The sequence below is a fragment of the Vibrio mimicus CAIM 602 genome (assembly GCF_000338875.1).
GTDB lineage: Bacteria > Pseudomonadota > Gammaproteobacteria > Enterobacterales > Vibrionaceae > Vibrio > Vibrio mimicus.
Genome location: NZ_AOMO01000031.1, coordinates 82,001 through 93,150, shown reverse-complemented (window position 1 = coordinate 93,150; position 11,150 = coordinate 82,001). Strand labels below are relative to the sequence as shown.

Annotated in this window: 16 protein-coding genes and 2 pseudogenes; 13 read left to right on the top strand and 5 right to left on the bottom strand. The window is 41.4% G+C overall.

Features of this window, described 5'->3' with window-relative positions:
- Positions 1-6: 6 nt before the first annotated feature.
- The 5 genes and pseudogenes from D908_RS23195 (at position 7) to D908_RS0119430 (ending at position 3,110) form a co-directional block, all read left to right on the top strand.
- A complete protein-coding gene (locus D908_RS23195) occupies positions 7-63 on the top strand; it encodes a DUF645 family protein (protein WP_114813728.1) in 57 nt (18 codons plus the stop codon).
- A gap of 213 nt (positions 64-276) precedes the next feature.
- Entirely contained in the window at positions 277-816 is a 540-nt protein-coding gene (locus D908_RS08925; protein WP_005524732.1) for a histidine phosphatase family protein, read from the top strand.
- 198 nt (positions 817-1,014) lie between these two features.
- The gene (locus tag D908_RS08930; protein ID WP_000107461.1) at positions 1,015-1,257 is read left to right on the top strand and encodes a hypothetical protein; all 243 of its coding nucleotides are present in this window, start codon (positions 1,015-1,017) and stop codon (positions 1,255-1,257) included.
- Between the two features lie 318 nt (positions 1,258-1,575).
- A complete protein-coding gene (locus D908_RS08935) occupies positions 1,576-2,532 on the top strand; it encodes a hypothetical protein (RefSeq protein ID WP_005524728.1) in 957 nt (318 codons plus the stop codon).
- A gap of 165 nt (positions 2,533-2,697) precedes the next feature.
- A pseudogene (locus D908_RS0119430) lies at positions 2,698-3,110 on the top strand (GNAT family N-acetyltransferase).
- 136 nt (positions 3,111-3,246) lie between these two features.
- Here the strand turns inward: D908_RS0119430 and D908_RS08940 are convergent.
- The 3 genes from D908_RS08940 to D908_RS08950 form a co-directional block, all read right to left on the bottom strand.
- Entirely contained in the window at positions 3,247-3,564 is a 318-nt protein-coding gene (locus D908_RS08940) for a CcdB family protein (protein ID WP_000077451.1), read from the bottom strand.
- Positions 3,564-3,809 carry a type II toxin-antitoxin system CcdA family antitoxin gene (locus D908_RS08945; protein ID WP_001260796.1) on the bottom strand — a complete coding sequence of 82 codons (246 nt, stop codon included), beginning with the start codon at positions 3,807-3,809 and terminating at the stop codon, positions 3,564-3,566. The genes D908_RS08940 and D908_RS08945 overlap by 1 nt, the downstream gene beginning before the upstream one ends.
- Before the next feature lie 235 nt (positions 3,810-4,044).
- Positions 4,045-4,281, bottom strand: coding sequence for an RNA recognition motif domain-containing protein (locus D908_RS08950; protein WP_005524717.1), 237 nt, complete (start codon positions 4,279-4,281; stop codon positions 4,045-4,047).
- Between the two features lie 245 nt (positions 4,282-4,526).
- Here D908_RS08950 and D908_RS08955 point away from each other — a divergent pair, with 245 nt between their 5' ends.
- The 7 genes and pseudogenes from D908_RS08955 to D908_RS08975 all read left to right on the top strand — a co-directional run bounded on the left by D908_RS08955 (position 4,527) and on the right by D908_RS08975 (position 9,393).
- Positions 4,527-5,015 carry a GNAT family N-acetyltransferase gene (locus tag D908_RS08955; protein ID WP_001271730.1) on the top strand — a complete coding sequence of 163 codons (489 nt, stop codon included), beginning with the start codon at positions 4,527-4,529 and terminating at the stop codon, positions 5,013-5,015.
- Positions 5,016-5,159: 144 nt separating this feature from the next.
- A complete protein-coding gene (locus D908_RS0119425) occupies positions 5,160-5,576 on the top strand; it encodes an antibiotic biosynthesis monooxygenase family protein (protein WP_005524714.1) in 417 nt (138 codons plus the stop codon).
- 45 nt (positions 5,577-5,621) lie between these two features.
- Positions 5,622-5,972 (top strand): DUF3147 family protein, encoded by a 351-nt coding sequence (locus D908_RS08960; protein ID WP_005524712.1) that lies wholly within the window; start codon positions 5,622-5,624, stop codon positions 5,970-5,972.
- 152 nt (positions 5,973-6,124) lie between these two features.
- Entirely contained in the window at positions 6,125-6,766 is a 642-nt protein-coding gene (locus D908_RS08965) for an FMN-binding negative transcriptional regulator (protein ID WP_005524710.1), read from the top strand.
- Between the two features lie 153 nt (positions 6,767-6,919).
- A pseudogene (locus tag D908_RS0119420) lies at positions 6,920-7,527 on the top strand (glutathione S-transferase family protein).
- A 180-nt stretch (positions 7,528-7,707) separates the two neighbouring features.
- Positions 7,708-8,361 (top strand): LysE family translocator, encoded by a 654-nt coding sequence (locus D908_RS08970; protein WP_005524704.1) that lies wholly within the window; start codon positions 7,708-7,710, stop codon positions 8,359-8,361.
- 153 nt (positions 8,362-8,514) lie between these two features.
- A complete protein-coding gene (locus D908_RS08975; protein ID WP_050557230.1) occupies positions 8,515-9,393 on the top strand; it encodes a DMT family transporter in 879 nt (292 codons plus the stop codon).
- Positions 9,394-9,901: 508 nt separating this feature from the next.
- On the opposite strand, the gene D908_RS22540 is transcribed toward D908_RS08975, so the two are convergent.
- Complete coding sequence (locus D908_RS22540) at positions 9,902-10,327, bottom strand: aminotransferase class IV (RefSeq protein WP_235047359.1); 426 nt, start codon at positions 10,325-10,327, stop codon at positions 9,902-9,904.
- Between the two features lie 17 nt (positions 10,328-10,344).
- The gene (locus D908_RS22535) at positions 10,345-10,707 is read right to left on the bottom strand and encodes an aminotransferase class IV (RefSeq protein WP_235047358.1); all 363 of its coding nucleotides are present in this window, start codon (positions 10,705-10,707) and stop codon (positions 10,345-10,347) included.
- Between the two features lie 80 nt (positions 10,708-10,787).
- Between D908_RS22535 and D908_RS08980 the strand changes: the two genes are divergently transcribed.
- Positions 10,788-11,141, top strand: coding sequence for a MerR family transcriptional regulator (locus D908_RS08980; protein ID WP_005524700.1), 354 nt, complete (start codon positions 10,788-10,790; stop codon positions 11,139-11,141).
- Positions 11,142-11,150: the final 9 nt, after the last annotated feature.

The window sequence follows — 11,150 nt, the reverse complement described above, 5'->3', positions numbered from 1 at the left end:
TTTGGTATGCCAACCTCACAGCTTTTGGCGTTGGACGTGTGTTTGTGTGATGCTTTTGCGTAAAATGCCTTTCAAGCAAATGTGTTAAAAAGCCATTGTGAAACAATAGGCTATGAAGCTAACAAACGCCTCAAGAGGGACTGTCAACGCGCGGCGTTTCCAGTCCCATTGAGCCGCGGTGGTTACGGTTGTTGTGTTTGAGTTTAGTGTTAATGCGTTGCCAGCCCCTTAGGCGGGCGTTAGCCCAATCCGGTAAAAATGGAGATTTAGAGACGAATGGAAGTCGTATTTGTAAGGCATGGCGTGCCTGACTACTCGTTATCTGACGAGCGAAAAATGAGCCAACTTGAAAAAGATTATGCTCCTTTACATCGAGACCACATACATGAATTGCACGCTGTTGCTCAAGAAATTCAACTCGAGAAAGCAGAAGTGATCATATCTTCACCGTATACAAGAGCTCTTCAAACTGCAGAAATTATAAACCGTAAACTCGGTTTAGAACTCTTTGTTGAACATGACCTACGTGAGTGGCGAGCGGACTTGGACGGTGGCTATGTAGATCTTCAAGAAAGAGATCGCCGTTGGCATGAGTATCGCGCTTCACTGAAAAATAATGCAGAGCCTAATAATGTCCCGTATGAGTCTTGGATAGTACTTAGAAACCGCGCTGAAAATGTGTTATCGCGATACAAGCATTATTCTAAGATAATAGTCGTATCTCATTTCAATGTGTTTGAAAGTTTGGCTGGCCATCAAGATAACGGTATCGGTTGCGGAAGTTATCGTTCGCTAACGTTGAATAAATTGGGCTAACAAAGCGTTTAAGACGGATTCACAACGCGTGGCATTTTTAGTTTAATTTGGCTTTAGTGTTTATGGCACAATAGGTTAGCTGCGGTGGTCGCGTTGTTCACCACTTAACGCGGCGTTAGCTCTCTTTCAAAGTTCATTGTGGAGTCAAAAGTCCAAGCTGGATTTGAAGTTCTTTTTAGCGATATTTCAGGAGATAGTATGAGCACAAGGTTTTGTGAAAAGTGTGGGAAGAACACTGAACATAAAGAGGTGATGAAGCAAAAGCCATCGAAGTACGGTAAGTCCAAAAGAGAGCAGTTCAAAGCATTTCTAGATGGATTTTTTAGTAGTTCGGCAGCCTCTTTACCTGGTGGCGTTTCGTTAGAATTAACAGATAGATATGTGGTTTGTGCTATCTGTGGCAGCGCAACTTTAGAAAATCATGGTGAACAATTTCAATAACCTATTCGCCAAGCAGAGAGCTAACAAACGCCTCAAGAGGGACTGTCAACGCGTGGCGTATCCAGTCCCATTGAGCCGCGGTGGTTATGGTTGTTGTGTTTGAGTTTAGTGGTTTGCGTTGCCAGCCCCTTAGGCGGGCGTTATGCATTTTAAGCGCTCTCATCACAATTCGCAGAGCACATCACGCTTCTATTATTGCGCTCAATTTCATACAAAAGTAGTATCATAAGGGCGATTTTGCTCTATGACACTGATATAGTTACTACTTTAGTTCGTTGCTATATCAGTCTCAAATCAGTATGACTTTGAGGTTTAACAATGGAACAAGAAAAGTACTTAGGTTATATAAAGTACGATGGTGAGTTAGTAGAAGACGGGTTAATGGATGCCAGAAGACAAGCTAAAGCTCTACTCGCATATGATGGCGCAATTAGAGAGCTTATTTCTAAACAAGCACCAGACTTGAAGCATATTGATTTTGAAATTCCAATGAGGGTCCAAAAGGGTTCTTGGGAAGCTTTAGTTCCAGAAACAGTTGCTGGGTGGGCGCAAGCTGGACTTGGGGTTGTTGCGACCGCTTATTTTAGTAAAGCTGCATCAAAAATGGCTGAGAAAGATTTTGAGAACTTCGGCTTCACCTCAATATTCTCGAAAGCACTAGATGGGTTAAAGTGGTTTGCACGAATCAGCAAACATCTAGGAGAAACGGGTAAAAAAGATCTTTCCAACCTTAAGTTTAAAAATAATAACGAACTTATCGGTATTCCCAACAATAGTGGAGAGTACATATATGTTCCAAAGCCTGCGTTAGATCTTTATCTAGATTCCAACTCAAAATTGCTAGAAGAATTGGCTCGTAATATAGCTGAAGGACGCTCGTTAAAAATTGGAACATACAGCGATGGGGTTAAGGACGAAGTTACTATTGGTAAACAAGACAAAGCAATCTTCTGTAAGGATGACGGTGAAGATGACGATGAAGTCTTAGTTTTACCTGAGCTAGTGCATGGTGCAACGGTTGTGATTGAAGGCGAAGTTACGAGGGAAAATAAAACATCCAACTCCTTAGGCTTTAAATATTTAGGGCACATTCTTACTGCTTATCCTGATGTGGGTAGTGTCGTTAAATATAAACCTCTTTTGTTTTTGCGCTGTAAGCTAGTCGGTACCGTTAGCCGTTTAGATGAAAAAGGTCGAATTGCAGCGAAACGACCAAAACTTATTGTGTCCTACTTGGAAGCGCTCGAACAAACCAACGGTGACCTATTTAGCTAAATGCATAACAAAGCATTTAAGAGGGATTCATGCCGCGTGGCATTTTTGGCATGCGGTGAATTTTGGTGATTAAGGTGGTTTGCGGAAAGCTGTTTTAGGCGGCATTCACCCCTTAACGCAGCGTTATAAGCAAGTTGAACTTTGGGCTTTAAAGGAAAGTAAAAAATGGAAGTTGAGTATTTTGTAAATCGCCCAATTACGCTAGAGCAGTTTGTTGACCTCCTCAATCAGACAACGCTTGGAGCTAGACGTCCAACCGATAATCACGAATGTATCAGTGGGATGTTGGCACATGCAGATTTGCTTGTTTCAGCTTGGATTGGTGAGTGGCTTGTCGGTATTGCTCGTTCGGTGACAGATTTTCATTACTGCTGTTACTTATCGGATTTGGCTGTCTCGGAGCAGATCCAGTCGAAAGGTATTGGTAAAGAATTGATCCGACAGACTTTCGCTAGTCTTAAAAAGGTTGTAAGTTGATTTTGTTATCAGCCCCACAAGCAACAGAATACTATCCAAAAATTGGTTTTAAGCAGCATAACAGCGCATGGTTAATGTCGGATTTAGAAGAGCTGCTGTAACGTTGGTATCTTGCTTATAACAAACGCCTCAAGAGGGACTGTCAACGCGTAGCGTTTCCAGTCCTATTGAGCCGCGATGGTTTCGATTGTTGTGATTGAGTTTAGTGGTATGCGTTGCCAGCCCCTTAGGTGGGCGTTATATGCCAGTAATCAAAAAGTCGATAGCAGCGATAATCTCATCTCTGAAAGTGCTTAAGTCTGCGACTGGCTCAACTAAGATTTTGGTCGGTACACTTGCCATCTGTTGAGTAAGAATGACAAAGTCACCTTGTTCAATATGGATCGTTGGACACAAATGGCTTGGTGCTTTCTTTTCTAGTAAACCAAATGGTGTAAGTGGGATCACCAATCGAGAATTTAGCGTACTGAGCAGCTCACTTTGTACGTCAACAAAATAGGGATAAGCGGTAGACGTACTTTTGTCGAGATTTTCGTAAAGGGTAAATTGAGACATCAGAACACTCGGTATGAATCAGAAAAAAGGCCATGTTTCTCAGTAAGTTCGTTACAAGCTTCAATGGCTTCGGCATTTTGATCTAGCCATTCAGCTTTCAATCGAGAGGAAACTTCTTTTTCTAAGGCTTTTTCCATCGTAGCGGATAGATTGATATTAAGGCGTTTAGCTTCAGCAAGTAACTCACTGTTTAAGCTAAGATTGGTAGCCTTTTTGGGTGCTTGTGTACTAAACGTGGTTCTCATGAAGTTACTCCGTGCGCATTTTAAATGCGCATTGATTATAGTGGTAAAAATGGCATATAACAAACGCCTCAAGAGGGACTGTCAACGCGCGGCGTTTCCAGTCCCAATGAGCTGCGGTGGTTATGGTTGTTGTGTTTGAGTTTGGTGGTAATGCGTTGTCAGCCCCTTAGGCGGGCGTTATCCAGTTTTTGGGGCAATAAAAAACCAGCATTTTCAGCTGGCTTTAGAATTTGTTTTATTGAGCTGCTTTGACTCGGATCTTGCTTTTGGCAACGTTTGCCATATTCAGCGCTGCAATTGCAGTTTTTGCTTCTGAAGCCTCTGGCATTTCGACGAAAGCAAAGCCTTTCGATAGACCGGTTTCTTGATCCAAAACGAGAGTGCATTCGGTCACAGAGCCGTGTTCAGAAAACAGTTTACGAATGTCGTGCTCAGTTGTGGTTCGAGTAAGGTTGCGAACTAAGAGTTTCATAATTGTCCGTTGATGTAGAAATAACGGTGAGGATTGTCTCAGCAAAGACCGTTGCCACCAAGAGATAGTTTGGTTTTACTGTAAAATAGCAGCATTTAGGGCAACCAACTGCATAACAAGCGGCTCAATAGGACTGTCAACGCGCGGCGTTTCCAGTCCTATTGAGCCGCGGTGGTTACGGTTGCTGTGTTTTAGTCTAGTGTTATGCGTTGCCAGCCCCTTAGGCGGGCGTTATAGGGATGTAAATGTCAGCAGAAATCAAAAGGGTTGATAAACACGATTGCCTTGATTTAATTGGGATCTTCATTGAACTTGAGCAGTACTATTTCGGTGATAAGGCTGCATCAGAACAGGACTTAGCCAACTATCTTAGTCATCAAGTATTTTCTGAGCACTCAGGCGTAAAAGTGAACGCAGCCTTTGAACACGATAAGGTTTTGGGTTTTGCAACTTACACAATAATGTTTCCGGCACCAAAATTATCAGGCCAGATGTATATGAAAGACCTGTTTGTATCTTACTCTGCTCGTGGTAAAGGTATCGGACTTCAATTGATGAAACACTTGGCTTCTATCGCTATTACTCATAACTGTCAGCGCCTAGATTGGACAGCAGAGAGTACGAATCCGACGGCAGGAAAGTTTTACAAATCAATCGGAGCCAGTTTGATTAGAGAAAAAGAGTATTACCGCTTTGAAGGTAGTGATTTGAATAAGCTGGCAAAATCCCTATAACAAACGCCTCAAGAAGGACTGTCAACGCGTAGCGTTTCCAGTCCCATTGAGCCGCGGTGGTTATGGTTGTTGTGTTTGAGTTTAGTGTTATGCGTTGCCAGCCCCTTAGGCGGGCGTTATAACCACGGTATACATGGAGTATTTATGATAGCAAGAGAATGGAAATCTACTTGCCCTAAAGAGTATGAAGAAGGATTTATTGCATACCTGTATGAGACAGGAATCAAAGATACATCCAGTACACAAGGTTTCCTCGGTGCTCAAATCCTAAATCGAGATTTAGGTGAGAATGCTGAAATAACGTTGTTGACCTATTGGGAAGATCTTGAATGTATCAAAGCATTTTCTGGTGAAGATATCATTGTCGCTAAATTGTATCCAGAGGATGAGAGGTACAAATTGAATCCAGATCGTCATGTTAGCCACTATGAAGTTCGTGAGAACATGTGGTTAAGAGGGACTGCCAACGCATGGCGGTTTCAGTTTAAATCAGCATTTGTGGTTACGGTTGTTATTTTGAGTTCAGAGTTTTGCGTTGTCAGCCTCTTAACCGGGCGTTAGGTTAAACAAGTTAAATCCAGAAGTTATGAGAAAGGAGATCTGATAATGCTTTGGATTGTCATTAAGTGCCTTACCACCGCCGCCATAGTTGTGTTGGTTTCTGAAGTTGCAAAAAGAAGCGACAAAATGGGGGCTTTGATCGCTGCTTTACCGACAGTGACAATATTGGCGTTGGTTTGGATGTACATAGAAGGGCAGGGAAACAGCAAACTTTCAAATCATGCTTTTTATACTTTTTGGTATGTGTTGCCAACATTACCAATGTTTCTGCTCTTTCCTTATCTACTAGCCAAGTATTCTTTTGGGTTTACGTTACTAATCAGTTGTGTAGTTTCGCTTTTTTGCTTCGGAATTACACATGTAGTGGTAAAGCAATTTGGGATAAATTTGCTGTAGAAAAGTTTAGCCTAACAAACAGCTCAAGAGGGACTGTCAACGCGTGGCGTTTCTAGTCCCATTGAACCGAGTGGTTACTGTTGTTGTGTTTGAGTTTAGTTGTGGTGCGTTGCCAGCCCCTTATCCGGGCGTTAGCATTCAAGGAGAGAAATTTGTATATTCCAGGGAAGTTTAAACAGGAAAAAATTGAAGAACTCGTGGGGTTGATACGCGAATATCCATTCGCAACAGTCATTACTTTATCTGAGGCGGGGATTGATGCTAATCATCTTCCGTTATGTCTGATGGAATTGGATGGGGAATTATATTTAAAAGGGCATATAGCTAAGGCTAACTCACTTTGGCAAAGCACGGAGCCACTATCCGAAGCACTAGTGATTTTTAATGGCCCCAACACCTACATATCCCCGAACAATTATCCGACTAAGAAAGAAAATGGTAAGGCTGTTCCCACGTGGAATTATGTTGTTGTACATGTGAAAGGAAAAATACGGTTCATTCATGATCCTCAGTGGATAATTGGAGTTCTTGAGCGGTTAACTTCCGAGCATGAGCGAGAGCAGGTAGTACCGTGGTCGATGTCGGACGCCCCTGAATCATATATTCAGAATATGCTATCAGCGGTAGTTGGTATTGAAATTGCCATAGACTCCCTCAGTGGTAAATGGAAGTTGAGTCAGAACCAGTCAGAGATAAATCAAAAAGGTATTGTCGATGGTCTATCGTCGAAAAGTGATACCAATTCGCAAACCATCGCTTCAATGATGTGCACTAATCTTCAGCAAGAATGCTAACAAACGCCTCAAGAGGGACTGTCAACGCGTGGCGTTTCCATTCCCATTGAGCTGCGGTGGTTGCAGTTGTTGTATTTGAGTTTGGTGGTAGTGCGTTGTCAGCCGCCTTAGGCGGGCGTTATGTGTTTTTGAGTGTACAAAAGGAGATTTGTAGTGAAGGTTTATGGAGATATCCAATCTGGAAACTGTTACAAGGTCAAGCTGTTGCTTGCTTTCTTAGGCATTGAGCATGAGTGGTGTCACGTCAATATTTTAAAAGGTGACACAAAAACAGCTGAGTTTTTATCCATTAACCCAAACGGAAAAATACCCGTAGTTGTTTTGGATGATGGCTGTTGTTTGTCAGAGTCGAACGCAATTCTTGGCTATTTTGCAGATGGTACAGCGTTGATCCCTAGTAACAAATATGAAAAGGCTAAATGTACGAATGGTTGTTCTTTGAACAATACAGTCATGAGCCATTTATTGCAGTGGCCCGTTTTATCCAAAAATATCAAGGTATGCCAGAGTCAAGGTTAGAGGAATATCACGCCTTACAACCTGGAGGTAATAAAGCCTTATCAATAATGGAAAGTCGCTTAGCTCAAACGGATTATCTTGTTGGTAAGCAACTCACGATTGCTGATATTGCACTGTACGCTTATACGCATGTTGCAGATGAAGGTGTTTTTAACTTATCTGATTACCCCAATATTCAAGCGTGGTGCAAAAGACTCCAAGAGCAAGCAGGCTACGTTGGTATGGCGGAAACAAACACATAACAAACGCCTCAAGAGGGGCTGTCAACGCGTGGCGTTTCCAGTCCCAATGAGCTGCGGTGGTTTTGGTTGTTGTGTTTGAGTTTGGTTGTAGTGCGTTGCCAGCCCCTTAGGCGGGCGTTATATTTTTATTTGGTTTTTATGGGTATCAAATCAACCACTATGGGTTGAAGGGAACGTGAAATGGATGTCGGTTTAACGAGTATTTTTGTTACAGTAGCAGTTGCTCATTTTCTTGCATTATTGAGTCCAGGGCCTGATTTTGTTTTGGTTGTAAAAAGTGCCATTCGCAATAAAGGGAAAAATGCAATTGGTATTGCAGTCGGTATCGCCCTAGCAAATGCTGTATACATAGGTCTTTGTCTGGTTGGTGTAGGCTCCATCCTCGCTGCATCAGTTTCAATCATGATTGCCTTAAAAATTGTTGGCGGTTTATTTCTCATTTATTTAGCCATTCAAGCATTAAAAGCACGAGGAAGTTCGTATGAAACATTTGAGGTTTCAGGAGCAGAAGGTGCTTCTACTCATTCGAGCTCTTTCCATTATGAATTAGTCACAGGCTTTATGTCTGGCATACTAAATCCTAAGAATTTGTTGTTTTACTTAAGCCTGTTTACAGTTGTCCTGACTAACGATGTTAGTTTCAGTTTTAAGTTAGGCTTAGGTATATGGATGACGCTTGTTGTGTTCCTCTGGGACGCAGCCATCATATTTCTACTCTCAACCAATAAAGTTCGAAGTCGTTTTACAAAATTGGCCTTCTATATAGATAAGGTCACTGGCGCTATCTTAGGACTTATTGGCTTTACAATTGTAAAGTCGGCTATAGTGCGTTGAAAAATATAACAAACGCCTCAAGAGGGACCGTCAACGCGTGACGTTTCCAGTCCCAATGAGTTGCGGTGGTTATGGTTGTTGTGTTTGGGTTTAGTGGTAATGCGTTGCCAGCCCCTTAGGGGGGGCGTTATGTTCCTAATAGGCATTTATTTGATGAAGACAGTAAATACAAACATCCAGACGATAGGATATACCGTCACAGCTCTAATTGCGTTTGCTGCAAATTCTGTGTTGTGCCGAATTGCACTGAAAGATGATGTTATTGATGCATCAAGTTTTATTGCAATTCATCTCTTATCTGGCGTTTTTATGTTTTTAGTTTTATTGAGTTTTAAGGCTAAGCAATCAGCAAGCACTCCCGACAAGAAAACGGGTAATTGGAAAACCGCATTAACGCTATTTATTTATGCTACTGCATTTTCATATGCGTATATCTCGTTGGATACCGGGACAGGGGCGCTGGTTTTATTTGGTGCCGTTCAGCTTACAATGATAGCTACCAGTGCCTTTAAGGGAAAAAGGTTGCATATATCTGAGTGGCTAGGGGTTCTCATTTCATTTTCAGGTCTTGCTTACTTAGTCTATCCAACGCTAACTACGCCTAGTCTCTCTGGATTTATTTTAATGGGGTTGTCGGGTATTGCCTGGGGAATGTACACATCAGTTGGTCGCGGTTCAACTGACCCGATGAGAGATACTGCCTCTAATTTCAAGTACACAGTTCCTTTAGTAGTAGTTTTGGTTTTAATTACTTTTCCAGCAATAAATATTTCATTTTATGGTGTGGTATTGGCTGTTATTTCAGGCGCACTTGCTTCAGCGCTCGGTTATACGATTTGGTATATTGCATTACGTGGATTATCAGAGGTTGAGGCTGCGGTTGTTCAATTATCAGTTCCTGTTATAGCGGCAATTGGTGGTGTTTTATTTGTCTCGGAATCTATCAGTATACGGTTGGTTATCGCATGCATACTTGTGCTTGGTGGAATTTTTACTGTCTTAATCAGTCGTTGGAAGTTTGTAAAGAAGTGAACATAACAAACGCCACAAGAAGGACTGTCAACGTGTGGCGTTTCTAGTCCCAATGAGCCGCAGTGGTTACGGTTGTTCTGTTTGAGTTTGGTGGTAATTCATTGCCAGTCCCTTAGCCGGCGTTATATTTTTATTTAGTTTTTGTGGGTATTAAATCAACTGTAATGGATTGAAGAGATCGTGAAATGGATGCCGTTTTAACGAGTATTTTTGTCACGGCAGCAGTTGCTCATTTTTTGCATTATTTATTCTAGGAACAGATTTTGTGTTAGTTGTAAAGAGTACCATTCGTAATAAGGGAGACAATACGATTGGTATTGCATTCTGTATAACTCTGGCAAATGCTGTATACATAGTCATTTTTCAGTTAGTGTTGGCTCTATTCTCGCTGCATCAGTTCCAACAATAGTTGTTAGGCGTTTAGAATGAAATGATTAATATTCAGCGTATATTTTATCTATACGCTGAATATTTTCATGGGTTTTTATATTTTGTCTAATAATGCAGATTATTCAGGTTCATAATCGTAAGCCTTACGAAGTATTGAAACTAGTTGATCTGAACTTTTGAATTTATTTGATGAAATTTCAGTAACACATATGCCCGGAGTCCATGAGTTCATAACTACAGCTCCTTTTAGTTTTGAAAGTTGATTCAGGTCAATGGATTCACAACGCTGTGGAATATTTAGCTTAGTTAACTGTCGTTTAATTATTGCCATCATTGTACCTTCGAGCATATCAGCTTTTGGCCAGATAACGCTTTCCCCATCCCAAAAAGCCAGATTCCAAATAGTTCCTTCACTTAGATTGCCGTTTTTATTTATAAATACAGCGTCGTCAAATCCTTGTCGTTTGGCCTGATGTAAGTAGTAGGTTTTGCCTATTTCTCCTACATGTTTAATTTCAGGTAATGTTCTTTCATGGTGAATCACGGCTAATCGAAGTGGGCCTAACGGACCATTCTCCGGAGGCTGGTACGGATGAGTATTGCGGGCTCACTGTGCATACTCTCAGTGGTAAATTCACCTTTAGGTGAAAATATGGTTATGGTAATGGATTGATTTTCAGGACCATTTTTAATAGCCAAGTTAATATGAGAAAGCACAAGATCATCAGATAATGCTCTTCCGTAGAGTTTTATGGAAGCAATGCGTAGTCGGCCTAAATGTAAATCAAGTCCCTTTATCCTTTTGTTTCTAACCTGTAGAGCAGTAAAATGCGCGAATCCTGAAAATGCTAAATTTGTCATTTCAGAACTTGGTACAAGTTGTCCATTTAATAAAGTTTGGTAGGTAAAAATTGAAGTTGTCATTATATTAAATCCTAATTGAACAAATTTTGTTTCGCTAATAGCATAAGCCCTCACAGTGCTGTGAGGGTCAAGGGGATAGTGTGAAAATAGGTGAATTGTCCAAGATAACGGGTATAAGCGTACGTATGCTTCGTTACTATGAAGAGCAAGGGTTGATTAAACCCAAGCGGTCTATTGTTGGATATCGAGAATTCGACCAGAGCGAAGTATGTACACTTGAAAGGATCAAATTACTCAGCTCTGCGGGGATGACTTTAGCCACTATTTTACAGTTTTTACCTTGTGTGAGAGGAGAAGAGCCAGTTATTGAACCTTGTGATGAACTTAGAAATCTCTTGCATGAGCAAGTTAGAATTTCTGATAAAAAGGCGATGGAACTGGCTGAGAGTCGAAAAATACTTGATAGGTTTTTACATGAAATAGAGCGACACTGAATCAGTGCC

Excerpts from the sequence above, each read along its gene's own strand:
- D908_RS08960 (WP_005524712.1), top strand. The coding sequence starts at position 5,622 with ATGCTTTGGATTGTCATTAAGTGCCTTACCACCGCCGCCATAGTTGTG.
- D908_RS08925 (WP_005524732.1), top strand. The coding sequence starts at position 277 with ATGGAAGTCGTATTTGTAAGGCATGGCGTGCCTGACTACTCGTTATCT.
- D908_RS08975 (WP_050557230.1), top strand. The coding sequence starts at position 8,515 with ATGAAGACAGTAAATACAAACATCCAGACGATAGGATATACCGTCACA.
- D908_RS08950 (WP_005524717.1), bottom strand. The coding sequence starts at position 4,281 with ATGAAACTCTTAGTTCGCAACCTTACTCGAACCACAACTGAGCACGAC.
- D908_RS08955 (WP_001271730.1), top strand. The coding sequence starts at position 4,527 with ATGTCAGCAGAAATCAAAAGGGTTGATAAACACGATTGCCTTGATTTA.
- D908_RS08935 (WP_005524728.1), top strand. The coding sequence starts at position 1,576 with ATGGAACAAGAAAAGTACTTAGGTTATATAAAGTACGATGGTGAGTTA.
- D908_RS22535 (WP_235047358.1), bottom strand. The coding sequence starts at position 10,707 with ATGACAACTTCAATTTTTACCTACCAAACTTTATTAAATGGACAACTT.
- D908_RS08945 (WP_001260796.1), bottom strand. The coding sequence starts at position 3,809 with ATGAGAACCACGTTTAGTACACAAGCACCCAAAAAGGCTACCAATCTT.
- D908_RS0119425 (WP_005524714.1), top strand. The coding sequence starts at position 5,160 with ATGATAGCAAGAGAATGGAAATCTACTTGCCCTAAAGAGTATGAAGAA.
- D908_RS08940 (WP_000077451.1), bottom strand. The coding sequence starts at position 3,564 with ATGTCTCAATTTACCCTTTACGAAAATCTCGACAAAAGTACGTCTACC.
- D908_RS08930 (WP_000107461.1), top strand. The coding sequence starts at position 1,015 with ATGAGCACAAGGTTTTGTGAAAAGTGTGGGAAGAACACTGAACATAAA.
- D908_RS08970 (WP_005524704.1), top strand. The coding sequence starts at position 7,708 with ATGGATGTCGGTTTAACGAGTATTTTTGTTACAGTAGCAGTTGCTCAT.